Source organism: Bradyrhizobium frederickii (assembly GCF_004570865.1).
In the GTDB taxonomy this organism is placed as follows: Bacteria; Pseudomonadota; Alphaproteobacteria; order Rhizobiales; family Xanthobacteraceae; genus Bradyrhizobium; species Bradyrhizobium frederickii.
On the sequence record NZ_SPQS01000005.1, the window covers coordinates 256,009 to 273,208 of the forward strand.

Genomic DNA, 17,200 nt, shown 5'->3' on the forward strand with positions numbered 1-17,200 from the left:
GGGGGAAGGATCAGGTCGAGACGATGCCGAGGCGGCCGAGCGGCGGCGCCTCGCGGCCGGCAGCCTTGGCGGCGTCGCGCACCAGGCGCTCCAGCACGGCGAGATAGTCGAGGAAACGGCGGCGCCCGGTCCTGGTGAGGCGGCAGGTGGTGTGCGGACGGTTGCCCTCATAGCCCTTGGTCACGTCGACGAGGCCGGCCTCCTGGAGCACGGCAAGGTGCCGGCTGAGATTGCCGTCGGTGAGGCCGCACAACTGCTTGAGGTCGGCAAAGGCCAGCCCCTTGGGATGCGCCATCAGCGAGGTCAGAAGACCGAGCCTCGCCTTCTCGTGGATCACGCGGTCGAGCCCTTCGTAGGAGAAGGGTGCGCTGTCAGTCTTCGACATCATGGTCTCCGGATGCGACATGCAGAATGGCCGCCATCAGCGATTGCCCGATCAGGAAGGGCAGACCCATGGTCCATGGCGACAGCGTGTGGGTCTGGCTCGCGATCACCACCACCGAAAAGCCGGACACGAAATACCAGGCGCCGGCGAGCGCCACGGTGCGCGGCAGCGAGCGGACGGAGGCGAAAATGCCGAGCGACACCAGGATCTGCCACAGGCCGGGCAGCAGCCACAACGTCTCGGCCGCGAACTTCCACATCACCACCGCGAGCAGCACGCCGGCAACGCCCGCGGGCAGGAACTGCTCGACCGCCTGGTGGATCATGGCATCGGCCAGACCCGAATGATGGCGGCGCGAACGCGCCCGCATCTCGATCCCGATAATCAGGAGGGACAGCGCGGCGGCGACAAACCAGCCGGCGAAGAAGCCGAGCGGCTCACCCGTGGGATCGCCGAGCAGCCAGAATTGCAGCACCGCCGTGACGAGCGCGACCGCACCGGTCGCGGCCATCGTCGCCGGACCGTAACCGCGGAATGCCGTGCCGGCCGCAATCTGGCTGCGGATCGCCACGATGTCGGCCAGGGCCTTGTCGAGATCGCGCATTGGCAACGCCAGAACCTCGCTCCGCACGGACTTGCCGGGATTGCTGACCCGTTACTTTGTATTGCAAAGTATATAGCGACGCAAAGTAAACGCAAGTCCGAAAGCCGCGACGGGACGTCCGGCCCAAACGAACAACTGGCGGTTGCACGACACCGTCTGCCCCGGATAAGATGGATCCAAAACATTCCCGGGGGCTGAATATGTGGCTTAAGTCATTTGTCGTTGCGTTTGTTTCCCAGGTGATGCTCGCCGGTCTCGCTCATGCGGCGGGGCCTTTTGGCACCATCCACGTCGGCAACTGGAACGGCGGCGCCTACACCAACGATTCAACCGGCGCATTCTCCCATTGCGCCGCAAGCACGCCCTATGCCAACGGCATGACGCTGCTCGTCGGCCAGGATTCGAACAATGCGTGGCTGCTCGGCTTTGCCAATCCAGCGTTTCGTTTCAAGAAGGGCGAGAACCTGACGATCGACGTGACTTTCGACGGACAGGCCGAGGTGAGACTGTTCGCGACCGCGTTGTCCGAGGTGATGGTCTCGGCCGTTCTGCCCACCAACGTCGCGCGTGCTTTCCAGAAAGCAAGCCTGATGGTGGCGGTGGCGAGAGGCACACCTTTTCAGTTCAGTTTGACGTCAACTGCGCCCTTGATCGCCGCGGTCACCAATTGCGTAACGCGAGTCAAGGCCGACGGGCTGGACAAGGCCGGCGATTTTACAAAGGTTGCCGCCAAGCCGCAGGCCGCGCCGGACAAGCAGACGCCGCCGCCTGCTGCCGGCAAGTCCGTCAAATCGCAGAGCGGCACCGGTTTCGTCGTGAGCGCGAGCGGACACATCGTCACCAACAATCACGTGGTCAATGGCTGCGTCGGCGACATCAAGGGCAACCTCACCGGCGAGGCCGCGATGGTGCTGCGCGTCGTTTCGACCGACGCCAACAATGATCTCGCCTTGCTTCAGGCGCCGTCGACGGCGACGTTCAAGGATTTCGCCCGCATTCGCGACCGCTCGTTCCGCGCCGGCGATTCCGTCGTCGTGATCGGCTTTCCCTACCACGGATTGCTCAGCTCGGACCTAAGAGTGACGACCGGGATCGTGAGCTCGCTCAGCGGCATGCGCAACGACACGCGTTTCCTGCAAATCAGCGCGCCCGTGCAGCCCGGCAACAGCGGTGGCCCGCTGTTCGACACCACCGGCCAGATCGTGGGCGTGGTCACCAGCAAGATCCCGGGATTGCGTATCGCCGCCATGACCGGCGACATTCCCGAGAACATCAACTTCGCCATCAAGACCGGCGCGCTGCGCGATTTCCTCGACAATTCCGTGGTGCCCTACCAGACCGCGGAGCCCAAGGGCGAGCTCAAGACCACCGACATCGCCGGCAACGCCCGCGCCTACACGATGCTGCTCTCGTGCACCACGACGGAGCAGGCCGACGCGAAGCGGTAGATCGCGGCTCCAATACGGCGCGACAGGCCGCGCGCGCCGCGGCGGCGGTTGCACGAAACAGAGTGCGCAAGAAATAAGCCCTGCCAAACGGCAGGGCTCCATTCCCGGTCGTCACAAGATCGCTATTCGACCTTCAGGCCGGCGAACTCGACCACCTTCTTCCACTTCTCGGTCTCAGCCTTGATCTCCTCGCCGAACGCTTCCGGAGTCTGCGCCCGCGGCTCGCCGCCGAGCTCGACCAGACGCTTGGCCATGTCGGGCTCCTTGATCAGCGCGTTGACCTCGGCGTTGAGCTTGGCGATGATGTCCTTCGGCGTGTTCTTCGGCGCGCCCATGCCGAACAGCGCGCTGGCCTCGTAGCCCTTCACGGTCTCGGCGACCGTCTGCACGTCGGGCAATTGCGGCGAGCGCTCCGCCGTGGTGACGCCGATCGCACGAAGCGAGCCGGAGCGGATGTGCTGGATGATCGAGGGCATGTTGTCGAAGATCACCTGCACCTGGCCGCCGAGCATGTCGGTGATCGCGGGTGCCGCGCCGCGATAGGGCACGTGCTGCATCTTGCAGCCGGTCATGGCCATGAACATCTCGCCGGACAGATGCACCGAGGTGCCGTTGCCGGACGAGGCCATGTTGACCTTGCCGGGATTGGCCTTCACATATTCGATGAACTCGGCGACGTTCTTGGCCGGCACGTCCTTGTTGACGGTCATCACGTTCGGCACGCGCTGGAACGAGGCGATCGGCGCGATGTCGCGCACGAAGTTGAACTTCAGGTTGGTGTAGAGCGAGGCGTTGATGTAGTTGGCCGGATTGACCATCTGCAGCGTGTAGCCATCGGGCTCGGCATTGATGACCGATTCGGTCGCGATGTTGTTGCCGGCACCCGGCTTGTTCTCGATCACGAATTGCTGGCCGAGCTTTTCCGAAAGCCGCTGCCCGATCAGTCGTGCCAGGATGTCGGTGGCGCCGCCCGGCGGATAGCCGACCACCCATTTCACGGGCCGGGCCGGATAATCGGCGGCAAGAGCCTTCGACAGCGGGGTGGCTGCAAGCGGACTGGCGGCGAGCAGGCCCAGCGCGGTACGGCGAGTGATCATCTCAAGGGTTCTCCCAAGTGTTGTTCTTGAAGCCAGATCGCTTGAACCCGGCGTCGGCGGGGTTGTAACAAAGCTTGCCGCAGGCGGAAAGTGCGCGAGGCGCATCACGACGAAAGGATGAGACATGCCGGTCAAGGTTCACGCCCTGGATCATCTCGTGATCAATGTCCGCGACGTCGCGGCGACGGCGGAGTGGTTCCGCAAGATTCTCGGCATGGAAGTCAAGCTGTTCGATCCCGGCGGCGGCAAAGCGCCGCGGACTTTCCTTCAATTCGGTAACCAGAGGATCAACGTCCGACAACGCGATGCCGACAGGGTGGAGTGGTTCACAGCCGACCACCCCACCGCCGGCAGCGAGGATCTGTGCTTCCTCACCTCGGCCACCCCGGACGAGGTGGTGGCGCATCTGAATGCACATGGCGTTGCCATCGAGGCCGGACCAGGCCCGCGGCAGGGCGCACGCGGCACGCTGCGCTCGGTCTATTGCCGGGATCCGGATGGCAGCCTGATCGAGATTTCGTCGTACGAGGATTGAGGCCGATAGGACCGCACCGCCCGCCCCAAACGCCGTCATTGCGAGGAGCGCTTGCGACGAAGCAATCCAGGCCGGTTTCGGCGGAGACAGTCTGTATTGCTTCCCTTTGCTCGCAATGACGGCCGAGGGAGCGCGGACGACATACGCCCCCGGATTTGCTCCCGGCGTCATCCGATGGCAGGAAGACGCAATCATCGAGAGACAGCCGCCATCAAGATGCAGGCTGCACGGGAGGAAGCCATGCCAGTTCGACAAGCCACCGCCGGAATCGTGAGCCCGTTCGACGGGCTCGACGTGCCATGGTTGCTCAGGATGCGCGCCGAGGTCCGGCGCGATCATCCGTTCCTGATCTGGGCGCCGTTCGATGCGCCGGCGCGGCGCTGGAGCTATGGCGAGTTTCACGACCGGGTCGGCGCGCTGGCGGCGGGGCTGGCACGGCGCGGCGTGAAGCCGGGCGAATATGTGCTCATTCATCTGGACAATTGCATCGAGGCGATGCTGGCCTGGTTTGCCTGTGTCGAGCTGGGGGCCATCGCGGTCACCACCAACACCCGCTCGGCGCCGGCCGAGATCGCGTATTTTGCCGATCATTGCGGCGCGGTCGCCGCGATCACGCAGCCGGCCTATGCGGAGATCGTCGCGCAGAACTGCCGCAACATAAGCTGGCTGGCGGTGACCTCGCATGATGCGGGCGCAACCCCTGCGCAAGCGGCCTCGCGCGGCGACAGCTTTGAATCCCTGTTCGCCGACAGCGCCGACCGTCCGAAACGCCCGACCGATCCGTTCGCGCCATGCAGCGTCCAATACACCTCGGGCACGACCTCGCGGCCCAAGGCGGTGCTGTGGACCCACGCCAACGCGCTGTGGGGCGCCAAGATCAACGCCGCGCACGAGGACCTGCATGCGAGCGACGTGCATCAGGCCTATCTGCCGCTGTTCCATACCAACGCGCTGGCCTATTCCATGCTGGCGACGCTGTGGGTCGGGGCGACTTGCGTGATCCAGCCGCGCTTCTCGGCGAGCCGCTTCTGGGGCGTCGCGCGCGAGCACGGCGCGACCTGGACCTCGACCATCCCGTTCTGCATGAAGGCGCTGCTCGAGCAGGAGACCCCGAAGGACCACAAATTCCGCCTGTGGGGCTCGGCGATCAACGAGCCGCCGACCTTTGCCGGCTTCGGCGTCAAGGTCATCGGCTGGTGGGGCATGACCGAGACCATCACCCACGGCATCGTCGGCGAGGTCGACCAGCCCAACATCCCGATGTCGATCGGGCGCGCCGCTCCCGAATATGAAATCCGCATCACCGACGACGACGGAAGGCCGACCGAGGTCGGCGGCACCGGCAATCTGTCGATCAAGGGCATCCCCGGCCTGTCGCTGTTCGCCGAATATCTGCACAATGAGACAGCGACGCGCGACAGCTTCGACGAGCACGGCTTCTTCCTCACCGGCGACCGCGTCGAGCGGCTGCAGAACGGCTACATCAAGTTCGGCGACCGCGCCAAGGACATGTTGAAGGTCGGCGGCGAGAACGTCGCAGCCTCCGAGATCGAGCAGGTGATCGCGCTGGTGCCAGGCGTGCGCGAGGCCGCCGTGGTGGCGAAGTCGCACCCGATGCTGGACGAGGTGCCTGTGGTCTTCATTATCCCGCAGGGCGGTGTCGCCGGCGCCGCGCCGGATCTGCCCGAGCGCGTGATGGAAGCCTGCCGCAAAAGCCTTGCCGACTTCAAGGTGCCGCGCGAGATCAGGCTGGTCGACGACATGCCGCGCTCGACGCTGGAGAAGGTGGCGAAGGCGGAGCTGCGGAAGATGGTGGGGTGAGCGCGCAGGGTGGGTTAGCCGAAGGCGTAACCCACCATGCTTCAGAGAATGCCGAACGAAGTTCGGTGGATTACGCCTTCGGCTAATCCACCCTACGGCACAGAACTAAAACGACCCCAGCGCCACCGGGCGGAACGCCTGCAGCAGCTGCTGGTCCAGCTTGCCGTTCATGCCTTCCATCATGGTGAACGCACGCGAATGCGTGAACGGCATGCGGTAAGCGCGTTTCTCGACCAGCGCGGCGTAGATGTCGACGATCGTCGTCAGACGCACGATGTCGCTGATCTGGTTCGACGACAGGCCGTTCGGATAGCCGCTGCCGTCGAGAAATTCGTGGTGATGCAGGATCACGTCGAGCATCTCCGGCGGGAAGCCGCCCTGGGCGGCAAGCGCGTCGTAGCCGCGGCGCGGATGCTGGCGGACCTCGGCCATCTCCTCGTCGGTGAGCTTGCCGGGCTTGTCGAGCAGCGCGGAGGGAACGAAGGCCTTGCCGACGTCGTGCAGCAGCGCGGCGCGGACGAGGCGGCGCTGGTCGTCCTCGCGCATGCCGAGATGCTGCGCGAAGGCGACCGCGAAGCCGGTGACGAACAGGCAGTGACGATAGCTGCCTACATGATGGCAGCCCACCGTGGTGAGCCATTCGCGCAGCGAGGAATGCCTGATCGCCTTCAGGATCTTGCTTTCCGCCGCGATGACGTCGTCGAAGGTCAGGGGCACGCCGAGCGGCAGCTTCTCGAACATCTTCGCCAGCACCGCATGCGCCGCCTCGACGCCGCGGTTGAGCGTCTTGCCGCGGTCGGTCGCGTCATAGACGGCGGTGTCCGGGAAGGCGGCGCGGATGCGCTGCAGGATGGCGTCGGCCTGGAGCGGCCGCGAAATGGTGTCGGTGGCGCCCAGCGCCCACGCCTGCATGGTGCCGTGATGCAGCGCGTCGGCGAGCACGAACAGCCGCGGCATCGAGCGATAGGCATCGCCGCGCAGCTTGTTGCGCACCCGCTGCACGCTCTCGGGCGAGCGCAGGTTAATGTCGACCACGAGGCCGGAGAGATCGCGCGAGGGTTTTTCGGGGATGTCCTGCGTCGTCACCGTCGAGACGTCGCCGACCGCCTTCAGGATGCTGGCGAGCTCGGAGCTCTCGTCGCTCCGGTCGGAGGCGAGCAGAAGCCGGCGTTTGGCGGCGGATTTAGCTGGCGCGTTCATGGCTTCCCCAAGGCATGGGATTGGGATTTGGCATGAGCCTAAGCCGGATCAGGTTCTCTGGCCCTTAAGAGGCGTGCTCAATGGGACCTTGGGGAATTCGGTGCAATTTTAGGGATTTGGGTTCCCTGCAGGCGGGAACTTCAAAACCGCGAAAACAACCCCATGCACAGTAGAAGGGCATTGAAAACACGGGGAAATTTTTCGCCCTTCCCCCATCCCCCGATGTCGTCGCCCGGCTTGGCCGGGCGACCCAGTACGCCGGGACGGCTCGGCTGGAACCGAAAAGCCGCGGCGTACTGGATGCCCCGCTTCCGCGGAGCATGACACTGAGATTGTGGAGACGATCTCCCGAAATAAATCCGCCGGAGGTTTCCCTCCGGCGGATCATCTCATTCGGCAATCGCAGCCGGCCTTACGCCTTCATGCTCGCCTTCACCGCCTCCGCCGTGATCGGCAGCGCGCGGATGCGGGCGCCGCTGGCGTTGAAGATGGCGTTGCCGATGGCGGGCGCGACCACGGTCACCGCGGGCTCGCCGACACCGGTGGCCTTGTCGCCATTGGCGATGACGGCAACGGCGACCTCGGGCGTCTGGCTCATGCGCAAGGGCCGGTAGCTATCGAAATTGGTCTGCTCGATGCCACCGTCCTTCAGCGTCGCCTTCTCGTACATCGCCAGCGACAGCCCCCACAGCGCCGCGCCCTCGACCTGGGCGCGGATGTTGTCGGGATGCACCTGCGTGCCGACGTCGGTTGCGACCGTGAGCTTCTTCACGGTCACCTCGCCCGACGGCGCCACCGCGACATGGGCGACGCAGGCTGTCCAGCTCGCGGTCGCGCGCTCCTGCGACGAGACGCAGGCAACCCCCATGCCCTCGCCTTTCGGCAATTGCCGGGTGCCGTAGCCTGACAGGCCCATCGCGGCGAGCAGCGTGTTGCGTAAGCGCTGTGCGCCGCCGTCGTTCTTGCCGGCGCCGTCGAGCAGCGAGATGCGGAACTGCGCGGGATCCTTGCCCGTGGCAGCGGCGATCTCGTCGATCATGCTTTCGACCGCCCAGAAGGTCCAGCCTGGTGCCACCGAGCGGAGCTGGCCGGAGGGCGTCGCATTGTGCGCGAGCTCGTTCTTGATCGCGCGCACATAATGGTTGGGCACGGTGTAGAAGAAATCCGCGCCATTGACCGTGAAGCTGTCGAGCGGGCCCTTCTTGTCGACCGAGGGCGTGAGGAAATCCGGAATTCCCCAGCGAGCGGTCGGCCAGGCCGAGACCACATCGTGGCTGATCGCGATGAGCTTGCCGTCACCGTCCACGCCAGCCTTCACTTTCTGGTAGGTGAGCGGCCGCGAGAAATCCATCGTCATGTCGTTCTCGCGCGAGTAGATCACCTTGACCGGCTTGCCGACCGCCTTCGCCGCCTGCACGGCCGGAATCATCATGTCGGCATCGAGTCTGCGGCCGAAACCGCCGCCCAGCCAATGCTGATGCATCACGACGAATTTCGGATCGATCCCAGCTGCGCCCGCCGCGATCGCGCCGGAGCGCGTCGCGAACTGGTTGCCGGAATAGATGTGCAGGATGTCGCCCTTGAACTCCGCGGTGGCGTTCATCGGCTCCAGCGGCGCATGGATGTTGATGCTGGTGGTGTACTCGGCCTCGACCACTTTCGCCGCCGAGCCGAACGCCGCATTGGGATCGCCGTCCTTGACGAAGAACTGGCCGGAATCCTCCAAGCCCTGAAGCCGCTTGGCTTCATCCAGCAGCGACTGGCTCGACAGCTTGGCGTTCGGACCGCTGTCATAGGCGATCTTCAGCGCGTCCGCCGCCTTGCGGGCATTGGCGTAGGTGTTGGCAACCGCGACGACCCAGCCGGACGTGGTTCCGGTCTTGTCGTCGAGGACGACGGCCTTCATGAAGCCGGGCACTTTCTTGGCTTCGCTGTCGTCGACCGATTTCACCGTGGCGCCGAAGCGCACCGGCGGGGTCACCACCTTGCCGTAGGCCATGCCTGGCAGCATCACGTCGATGCCGTATTTGGCCGTGCCGTTGGTTTTAGAGGGGATGTCGAGCTGCGGCACCGAGACGCCGATCATAGTGTATTGATCCGGCGTCTTCAGCTTGATCGCCTTGAGCTCGTCCGGCGTGAAGGTCTTGGTTGCCTTGCCGCTCTTGACGATTTCGGCAAAGCTCATCTGCTTCTTCGACTTCGGATGCGAGATCACGGAGTCGCGGACGATGAGCTGGTCCTTGAAGTAAGGTGGCAGGCCCATGGCTGCCGCCGCGGCCTCGGTCAAGGCGATGCGGCCGGCCGCACCGGCCCGACTCATCGCCTCGAAATTCATCATGGTCGACCAGCTGCCGCCGGTGATCTGCGCTCCCAGGACCGGATCGTTGAACTTGGGGTCGTTGGAGGCGAGCTGCACGCGCATGTCGCTCCACTTCGCGCCGAGCTCCTCACAGACGATCTGCGCCATCGTCGAGGCGATGTGCTGGCCCATGTCGGCCTTGCCGCAGGTCACGGTGACGAGACCGTCCGGCGAGATCGCATACCAGACGCTCGGCTCGAAATTGGCGGGTGCCGCGGCCGCCGCAGCATCGATGCCGGGCACGCCGGCATAACCGAGCACGAGGCCGGTCGCGGCAGTACCGACGAGGAAGGAGCGGCGGCTGAGATCGGCTGTCTCAGGTGTCAGGTTCTTGACATGCTCGTTCATGTGGGCCTCCGCTCGTTGGAGGTGGCCGATGCGGTGCGCATCTCGGATGCGGCGCGCATGATCGCCTTCTGGATCCGCGAATAGGTCATGCAACGGCAGAGATTGCCGTCCATATGCGCCACGACCTCTTCCTTGGTCGGATTGGGATTCTTTGCGAGCAGCGAGGCCGCCTGCATGATCTGGCCGGACTGGCAATAGCCGCATTGCGGCACCTGCTCGGCGATCCATGCCTTCTGCAAGGGATGATCGCCCTTGGCGGAGAGGCCTTCGATGGTGGTGATCTTCTTGCCGGCGACGTCGCCGACCATGGTCTGGCACGAGCGCACGGCTTCGCCGTTGACATGCACGGTGCAAGCGCCGCACAGCCCGGCACCGCAGCCGAACTTGGTGCCGGTCATCTGCAATTGCTCGCGGATCGCCCAGAGGAGCGGCGTGTCGTTCGCCGCATCCACGGACAGACTCCGCCCGTTGATGGTGAGAGTTGGCATAGGCGTCTTCCCCTGCCGGTGCATGAAGCCGCTTACGGCGGCAACTTGAATGGCGGACGCCCACCGGGCTGGCGCCAGCCTTGGCCGCAAGAATGATCGCGTTCGGTTGCCGTGGCAAATGCAATTTGGAACGAGTTGAAACAAGCGCGCCGTCGCGACGTTGTGCGTTGCGAGAATGGGCTGGTGCAGCGACTGGACGCAACAGAGAGCGTCGTCGGCTATGCGTGCCATTGCACTCAGGCAGTTTCTTCCAGGTAACTTGGCGCGTTAGAGTATAAGCGCCACCCCGTCGCTACGGCTCGCGAGAACAAGAAACGAGAAAGGATCGGAAGCAATGCCTGGGATCAATCGGGACGGCGTCAATATCCATTACGAGGTTCACGGCGAGGGAGCGCCGCTGCTGCTCACCCATGGCTATTCCTCGACGTCGGCGATGTGGCATGGCCAGGTCGATGCGCTCGCCAGGGAGCACAAGCTGATCCTGTGGGACATGCGCGGCCACGGCCAGTCCGACTATCCCGATGATCCCAGGGCGTACAGCGAAGCGCTCACGGTCGGCGACATGGCGGCGATCCTCGATGCGGCCGGTGCGGAGCGCGCGATCATCGGCGGGCTCTCGCTCGGCGGCTACATGTCGCTCGCGTTCTATCGCGCCCATCCGGAGCGGACGCGCGCGCTGCTGATCATCGACACCGGGCCGGGCTTCAAGAAGGACGACGCGCGCGAGGCCTGGAATGCGCGGGCGCTCGCCACCGCCGACAGGCTCGATCGCGAAGGCCTCGACGTCCTGAAGTCGGCAACGCGCGAGCGCGCCGCCGCCAGTCATCGCAACGCCAAGGGACTGGCGCTCGCCGCACGCGGCATGCTGACCCAGCGCGATGCCCGCGTGATCGAGCTGCTGCCCGACATCAAGGCGCCCTCGCTGATCGTGGTCGGCGCCGACGACACGCCGTTCCTGGCCGCATCCGACTACATGGCCGCAAAAATCCCGGGGGCACAAAAGGTCGTGATCCCCGCTGCCGGACACGCCGTCAACATCGATCAGCCCAAGGCTTTTGTTGACGCCGTCGCGCCTTTCCTGAAGAACTTGCCTGAAGAACTTGCCGGCATAGGCCAGGCAATCCGGGACGCAAGACCATGATGCGAGCGATCTTCGCGGCGGGCGCAATGGCGACGCTGCTGTCGTCGGCGGCGCCGGCCGAGCCGTTCGGCGCGGTGCCGTCGCGCCGGCCCTTCGTCGCGACCTTGTCCAACAACATTCCGCTCGCCTTCGGCATGGACGCCGAGCAGACCGCCCGCGCCCTCGGGCAGCCGCTGCAATATGTGCGCGGACGTCCCGGCAACGAGATCTATCTCGCGCTGCGCAACATCGGCGGCAGCGGACTGGTCCCTTACCGTCACCGCCTGTTCCTGCAATTCCGCCACGGACGGCTGGCGGGATGGAAGGAGGATTACGGCGAGAACTGGATGTGGGAGTGAGAGCGTCGTGCGCCGACACGTCCGGATCGTCGTGGCCGGGCTTGTCCCGGCCATCCACGTTCTTCTCGCTCGGAAACGAAGACGTGGATGCCCGGGACAAGCCCGGGCATGACGAGTTTGTGGAACGAGCGAATTCTCGATCAACGACCAACCATCAAGGACAACCCGCGTGGGACAGGACATCAAACTGACGGCCTCCGACAATTTCCAGCTCGGCGCCTATCGCGCTGATCCCTCGGCTGCGTCGAAGGGCGCGGTGGTGGTGATCCAGGAGATCTTTGGCGTCAATCACCACATCCGCGCGGTCTGCGACCGCCTCGCCGGGGAAGGCTATGTCGCGGTCGCGCCGTCGATCTTCGACCGGACCGCACCGAACTTCCAGTCGGGCTATTCGCCCGACGAGATCGCCGAAGCGCGCAAGTTCGTCGCCAACCCGGACTGGGCTGCGATGCTGCGCGACACGCAGGCGGCGATCGATGCGGTGAAGAGCATCGGCCCGGTCGGCATCATCGGCTTTTGCCTGGGCGGCAGCATCGCCTTCGTCGCCGCGACGCGATTGACCGGCCTGAAGGCCGCGATCGGCTATTACGGCGGCGCCGTCGTTCGCTTTGCCGACGAGACGCCGAAGGTGCCGACGCAATTGCATTTCGGCGAGAAGGATGCGGGCATCCCCTTGACCGACGTCGAGACCATCAAGTCGAAACGGCCGGAGGTGGAGGTCTTCATCTATCCGGGCGCGCAGCACGGTTTCCATTGCGACGAGCGCGCCAGCTACGACAAGGCCAGCGCCGACATCGCCTGGCCGCGCAGCATGGAATTTTTTGCGAAGCATTTGACGTAAGGCGCGCGTCTCCTTCCTCTTGTCATTCCGGGATGCGCCGATAGGCGCAGGCCCGGAATCCATCGAGCGTCAGCGATAGCGGCGCGATGGATTCCGGGTTCGCGCTAACGCGCGCCCCGGAATGACCGGGGAGAGAGTTGCGCCTGCCTCCAAAGCAGGAATCGGGTGGTTGCATGATGACGCGCGCCGATAGAGTTGGCTGATCAAGCCACCTCTCGCCGGGAACTCGCCATGCAGCAATCCATCACGCATCTCGTCATCCGCAATCCGTTCGGAACCATGGACGTGCCCTCACCCGACGATTCCGAGGTGATGGATTATGCCGCGACGGCCTCGCTGCCCAGTGATGCGGCCGACGGCAATGCGGCGGCGTGGGCAGCGATCGCAGCGCCGTCCGATCCGCTCGAAGGCATATGGGCGAGCCGCTGGAATGGCGGGGCCGATCCGACCATTGCCGGCGATACGCCGGACAGGTGGAAACAGGGGCGCGCGGACATCCGCATCGCGGCCGGCCGGGTCTATCTGCGCTTCGACTGGGACAATGGCCGCCGGCACGGGCTGATCGAGGCCGCGCGCGACGGCGCAGCTCGTCTGGTCGGGAAATACATCAACCTGACCACGCCGGCGATCACGCGGCCATGGGTCGGCCGCGTGATCGACGCCAACAGGATCGACGGATGTTTTCCGAACGGGCGGCTGGATTTTCGGAGGTAGGAGTTGCGCGACATCCCCCGCCGTCATTCCGGGATGCGCCGACAGGCGCAGGCCCGGAATCCATCGCGAGGCAGAGTCGGTAGAGAAATGGATTCCGGGTTCGCGCTTAGGCGCGCCCCGGAATGACGAGAAGAGAGAGTTGGGCTGAAACTAGAACCAGCGCTCGCCGACGAATACGGTGTCGCCGGGATTCAAGGGCGTGCCGAGCGGCACCACGGCGCGCATGGATCCGCCCCGCTCGGTGTGGGTCACCGTGACCACGTCGCGCTTGGCGCGGGGCGAAAAGCCGCCGGCGATCGCGACCGCGCTCTCGACCGTCATGTTCGGCACGTAAGGATATTGGCCGGGTGCGGTGACTTCGCCGAGAATGAAGAACGGACGATAGGCCTCGATCTCCACCGCGACCGAGGGCTCGCGGATGTAGCCGTTGCGCAGCCGCGCGGCGATCTCGCCGGCAAGTCCGGCGGTGGTGCGGCCGCGGGCCGGCACCGCGCCGATCAGCGGCATGGTGATGGAGCCGCCGGCATCGATGGCGTAGCTGTTGGTGAGACCTTCCTGGCCGTAGACGACGACGCGGAGCTTGTCGCCGGCGTCGAGATGGTAGGAGGCGTCATAGCGCACCGGCGCCGCCATCGGCGCGGCGTAGCCGACCGGCATGGGGGCGGGCGACGAGGCAAAGGAGGTGCGCAGCGCGCCGATGGCGCCGCCGCCGTCGGCGACGACAACCGGCTGCGGCGCATTGTAAGGCTGGCCATAGGCCATGGAATCGAGGTCGGCGCGCGGTGGCATGACCGCGACGGGGCCGGCGGTCTGCATGCAGCCGCCAAGGGTCAGCGCGGCGGACGCTGCCAGGGCCACTGCCGAGATCGACGATCGAAACGCGCGTGCAACTGGCACCGGACTATCCCTCGAAACGAGACAGCTCCAGTGATGCACCGGTTATGGTTAATAAAGCGTTTGCGGGGGGTGACGCGACGCGGCTCGATGCAAACACGGGACACTCCCCCAGAGGAAAGAACCCTCACCCGCATTGCATCTGCGATGCAATGCGACCTCTCCCGCAAGCGGGAGAGGCGCACCGAGCCCGGAGCAGGCTTACGCGCTCACACCGACGCCGATCGGGCAGGACACGCCGGTGCCGCCAAGGCCGCAATAGCCGGCGGGGTTCTTCGCCAGATATTGCTGATGGTAGTCCTCGGCGAAATAGAATTCGCCTGAAGGCGCGATCTCGGTGGTGATGGCACCGAGGCCTTTTGCGGCGAGCGCCTTCTGATAGAGCGCCTTCGACTCGTCAGCCGCTTTCCGCTGCGCATCGGAACAGGTGTAAATCGCGCTTCGGTATTGCGTGCCGACGTCGTTGCCCTGACGCATGCCCTGCGTCGGGTCGTGGCTCTCCCAGAACGTCTTCAGGAGCGCCTGGTAGGAGATCTTGTTCGGATCGAACACGACCAGCACCACTTCGGTGTGGCCGGTGCGACCCGAACAGGTCTCTTCATAGGTCGGGTTCGGCGTGTGGCCGCCGGCATAGCCCACCGCGGTGGTGTAGATGCCATCGCCGAGCTGCCAGAATTTGCGCTCGGCGCCCCAGAAGCAGCCAAGCCCGAACACCGCCCTTTCGAGGCCGGCGGGATAAGGCGGCTTGAGCCTGCTGCCGTTGACGAAATGGGTGGCGGCGGTCGGAATGGCCTGCGCGCGGCCGGGCAGCGCCTCAGCTGCGCTCGGCAATGCGGTGGTCTTGCGCATGAACAGCATGGTTGGGTCTCCGCGAAACGAGCCGTCCGTCGCCTCAGCCAGATGCTGGAGGCGGCGTGCTCGCGATCAGGTGGGAATATAGGGACCTACGCGAGCGTGGGCAGCGTCGTTACGGCCGCGCACAGTGTTCAATCGCGGCGGGAACTGAAAGATCAATCCCGCGGGAATTGTAGCTCAATCCCGGGAATAGCCGATCAGCGGTTTCCGCGGCCGGAACAGGATCATCAGCAGGATGCCGAGAATGCCGAGGACGGCAAAGACCGGCTGATCCAGCAGCAGGCGGATCACCGAGGTCCAGAGCCACGGCGCCTTGGCCTCGACCCAGGTGCGGAAGGCCGACTGGCTGGCCTGATTGATGTCGTTCCAGAACTGGCCGAACCGGGTGAATTTGAGGGTCTGGTCGGCCACCCAGCGGGCGCCGTCATAGACCATGAAGATGAACCCGCCGGCGAGCAGCAACAGCCCAATCAGTCGGAAAAAGCCGCGGATCATGCCTCACCTTATATGGTCGTCCGATCGGAGGACCTCAACAAACGCCGCCAGCCAATAGCCGGGCGACGGTAGAAATTCAACCTCTTCAGGGCGTTACAGTGCCCCCTGGAGCGCCTGGGGGCCGCTTTTCCAGCTCCGAAAGCGTTGACGGTGCCGAAGAGCCTCTCTATAAGGGCGCCAACTGGCGGCGGGCGCAATCCTGCCGCCGCTGTTCTTTGAGCAGTTGCAGGCCACTTGAGCTTAGGGCTCTTTGAGGCCTCATGCTCCCGGGACGGCCCAGCAACCGAACACCCTAAATCCGAGCGTCGATTACGCGGTCAAGCAAGCCGGCGCTACCCGACCAAGACGCGACCGGTACCCGCAAAGGATATTGAGACCATGGCCAATACCACTTCCGCCAAGAAAGCGACGCGCAAGATCGCCCGCCGCACCGCCGTCAACAAGTCGCGCCGCACCCAGATGCGTGGTGCCGTGCGGACCGTCGAGGAAGCCATCGCGACCGGCGACCGCGCCGCGGCCGTGAAGGCGCTGGCGAATGCCGAGCCGGCTTTGATGCGTGCCGCGCAGCGCAACATCATTCACAAGAACAACGCCAGCCGCAAAGTCTCGCGCCTCACCGCGCAGATCGCCAAGCTCGCCAAGTAAGCTCGCGAGCAAGCTCGCCAAGTCAGCTTGCAAGTCACGGCGGGTCGACCAGTCGACTGAACGATCGCATCGCACGCGTCAAACAGCCCGGCATCGCGCCGGGCTTTTTTGTTGCCCGGCATATTCATGGGAAGGCGACACGCACGATCGATCCTCGATTGGAAGGTTCGCACGACCTGCACCATTCTTAGTTCCGTAGTTCTACCTGCCGATGCATTGCAACCGCGCAAACCTTCACTGCGTTGCGAAAACCCTTGTGCCGCGGGGCGAAAAACCCCTGTGCCGCGGGGCTAAGTTGAATCCGCACGCGCAGAGTTCTGCACACCGTAGATTCACCGGGATGCAGCTTGCGGTGGAGTTACCCTGCGAAACGAGACTCAAAAAACGATGTCTCGCTAATCACTTATCGACATAGCGAGCGCAAGCATTTGGAAAATTCGTCCGCGCGTCGGGCGCATGAAGATTTTGTTAAAAAATTTTGGCGGTGGCGGAGATTTGTCACATGAGGCGCGGCGTTCTCGATTCTGTGCACGAATCCAAAAACTTGCTCCGAAGCCTGTGCACAAGTCGCGTGCGACGTTAACCGACGTCAAGTTTTTTTGGCGGCTCAAGTGTGAATCAATTCGTTGCGAGTCTTTCCGCTTAGTGTATTCCTTAGGTCGTCAGCGGCGCCCACGATCTTCAGACCAGCGCGGTTTAGGAAACGGGGCGAGCGTGCAAATCGGCGGCGGTGTGCACGTAGGCGACGCTTCAAAAAGCGATATCGGTTCACAACCCATAGCAATATGGGAATGGTAGCTGTTTGTCTGAATGTCTCCAAGCGGGATCTTCCCGCCTCGTGCCAAGCGCATTTGAGGGACATCGCAAAGCTACCCCGATACGCAAGGTGGCGAAGTCGAGCGGACGATTAGTACACGGGCAGGCATCCGCGACATCGTACGCCGCGGCTGTCTTTTGGACACGCAGGACCTTGCCGCGAGCAATCACGGCAG

The 17,200-nt window shown here is 64.5% G+C and carries 17 protein-coding genes; 8 read left to right on the plus strand and 9 right to left on the minus strand.

The genetic code is table 11. From position 1 onward, the window contains the following. Positions 1-10 precede the first annotated feature (10 nt). Together E4K64_RS10955 and E4K64_RS10960 are read right to left on the minus strand one after the other, a co-directional pair. Positions 11-385: a transcriptional regulator gene (locus E4K64_RS10955; protein WP_167771940.1), complete on the minus strand. Its 375-nt coding sequence runs from the start codon at positions 383-385 to the stop codon at positions 11-13. Further along, on the minus strand, positions 372-989 hold the full coding sequence (locus E4K64_RS10960; protein WP_135163520.1) for a hypothetical protein: 618 nt from the start codon (positions 987-989) through the stop codon (positions 372-374). Before E4K64_RS10960 ends, E4K64_RS10955 begins: the two co-directional genes overlap by 14 nt. A gap of 200 nt (positions 990-1,189) precedes the next feature. Between E4K64_RS10960 and E4K64_RS10965 the strand changes: the two genes are divergently transcribed. Continuing rightward, positions 1,190-2,437, plus strand: coding sequence for a S1C family serine protease (locus tag E4K64_RS10965; RefSeq protein WP_167771941.1), 1,248 nt, complete (start codon positions 1,190-1,192; stop codon positions 2,435-2,437). Positions 2,438-2,559: 122 nt separating this feature from the next. Here E4K64_RS10965 and E4K64_RS10970 read toward each other — a convergent pair whose 3' ends face one another. Beyond that, positions 2,560-3,534, minus strand: coding sequence for a Bug family tripartite tricarboxylate transporter substrate binding protein (locus E4K64_RS10970; RefSeq protein ID WP_135163521.1), 975 nt, complete (start codon positions 3,532-3,534; stop codon positions 2,560-2,562). A gap of 124 nt (positions 3,535-3,658) precedes the next feature. On the opposite strand from E4K64_RS10970, the gene E4K64_RS10975 reads away from it, so the two are divergent. Continuing rightward, positions 3,659-4,069: a VOC family protein gene (locus tag E4K64_RS10975; protein WP_135163522.1), complete on the plus strand. Its 411-nt coding sequence runs from the start codon at positions 3,659-3,661 to the stop codon at positions 4,067-4,069. A 240-nt stretch (positions 4,070-4,309) separates the two neighbouring features. Then, on the plus strand, positions 4,310-5,890 hold the full coding sequence (locus tag E4K64_RS10980; protein ID WP_135163523.1) for an AMP-binding protein: 1,581 nt from the start codon (positions 4,310-4,312) through the stop codon (positions 5,888-5,890). 105 nt (positions 5,891-5,995) lie between these two features. On the opposite strand, the gene E4K64_RS10985 is transcribed toward E4K64_RS10980, so the two are convergent. The 3 genes from E4K64_RS10985 to E4K64_RS10995 all read right to left on the minus strand — a co-directional run bounded on the left by E4K64_RS10985 (position 5,996) and on the right by E4K64_RS10995 (position 10,285). Beyond that, positions 5,996-7,090: an HD-GYP domain-containing protein gene (locus E4K64_RS10985; RefSeq protein ID WP_135163524.1), complete on the minus strand. Its 1,095-nt coding sequence runs from the start codon at positions 7,088-7,090 to the stop codon at positions 5,996-5,998. 412 nt (positions 7,091-7,502) lie between these two features. Continuing rightward, positions 7,503-9,797, minus strand: coding sequence for a xanthine dehydrogenase family protein molybdopterin-binding subunit (locus E4K64_RS10990; RefSeq protein ID WP_135163525.1), 2,295 nt, complete (start codon positions 9,795-9,797; stop codon positions 7,503-7,505). Continuing rightward, on the minus strand, positions 9,794-10,285 hold the full coding sequence (locus E4K64_RS10995; protein ID WP_135163526.1) for a (2Fe-2S)-binding protein: 492 nt from the start codon (positions 10,283-10,285) through the stop codon (positions 9,794-9,796). The genes E4K64_RS10990 and E4K64_RS10995 overlap by 4 nt, the downstream gene beginning before the upstream one ends. Before the next feature lie 334 nt (positions 10,286-10,619). Here E4K64_RS10995 and E4K64_RS11000 point away from each other — a divergent pair, with 334 nt between their 5' ends. The 4 genes from E4K64_RS11000 (at position 10,620) to E4K64_RS11015 (ending at position 13,319) form a co-directional block, all read left to right on the plus strand. Beyond that, positions 10,620-11,426, plus strand: coding sequence for an alpha/beta fold hydrolase (locus tag E4K64_RS11000; protein ID WP_135163527.1), 807 nt, complete (start codon positions 10,620-10,622; stop codon positions 11,424-11,426). Beyond that, a complete protein-coding gene (locus E4K64_RS11005; RefSeq protein WP_135163528.1) occupies positions 11,423-11,764 on the plus strand; it encodes a hypothetical protein in 342 nt (113 codons plus the stop codon). Before E4K64_RS11000 ends, E4K64_RS11005 begins: the two co-directional genes overlap by 4 nt. Before the next feature lie 169 nt (positions 11,765-11,933). Next, a complete protein-coding gene (locus E4K64_RS11010; protein ID WP_135163529.1) occupies positions 11,934-12,605 on the plus strand; it encodes a dienelactone hydrolase family protein in 672 nt (223 codons plus the stop codon). Positions 12,606-12,836: 231 nt separating this feature from the next. Continuing rightward, positions 12,837-13,319, plus strand: a complete 483-nt coding sequence (locus E4K64_RS11015) for a hypothetical protein (RefSeq protein ID WP_135163530.1) — start codon at positions 12,837-12,839, stop codon at positions 13,317-13,319. A gap of 150 nt (positions 13,320-13,469) precedes the next feature. Here E4K64_RS11015 and E4K64_RS11020 read toward each other — a convergent pair whose 3' ends face one another. From E4K64_RS11020 to E4K64_RS11030, 3 genes are all read right to left on the minus strand, one after another. Further along, positions 13,470-14,216: a polysaccharide biosynthesis/export family protein gene (locus tag E4K64_RS11020; protein ID WP_135163531.1), complete on the minus strand. Its 747-nt coding sequence runs from the start codon at positions 14,214-14,216 to the stop codon at positions 13,470-13,472. A gap of 198 nt (positions 14,217-14,414) precedes the next feature. Next, positions 14,415-15,071 carry a peptide-methionine (S)-S-oxide reductase MsrA gene (msrA, locus tag E4K64_RS11025; protein WP_135163532.1) on the minus strand — a complete coding sequence of 219 codons (657 nt, stop codon included), beginning with the start codon at positions 15,069-15,071 and terminating at the stop codon, positions 14,415-14,417. Positions 15,072-15,245: 174 nt separating this feature from the next. Next, positions 15,246-15,563 (minus strand): hypothetical protein, encoded by a 318-nt coding sequence (locus E4K64_RS11030; protein WP_028139549.1) that lies wholly within the window; start codon positions 15,561-15,563, stop codon positions 15,246-15,248. Between the two features lie 378 nt (positions 15,564-15,941). Between E4K64_RS11030 and rpsT the strand changes: the two genes are divergently transcribed. Further along, entirely contained in the window at positions 15,942-16,208 is a 267-nt protein-coding gene (gene rpsT / locus E4K64_RS11035) for a 30S ribosomal protein S20 (protein WP_027563963.1), read from the plus strand. The last annotated feature ends 992 nt before the right edge of the window (positions 16,209-17,200 follow it).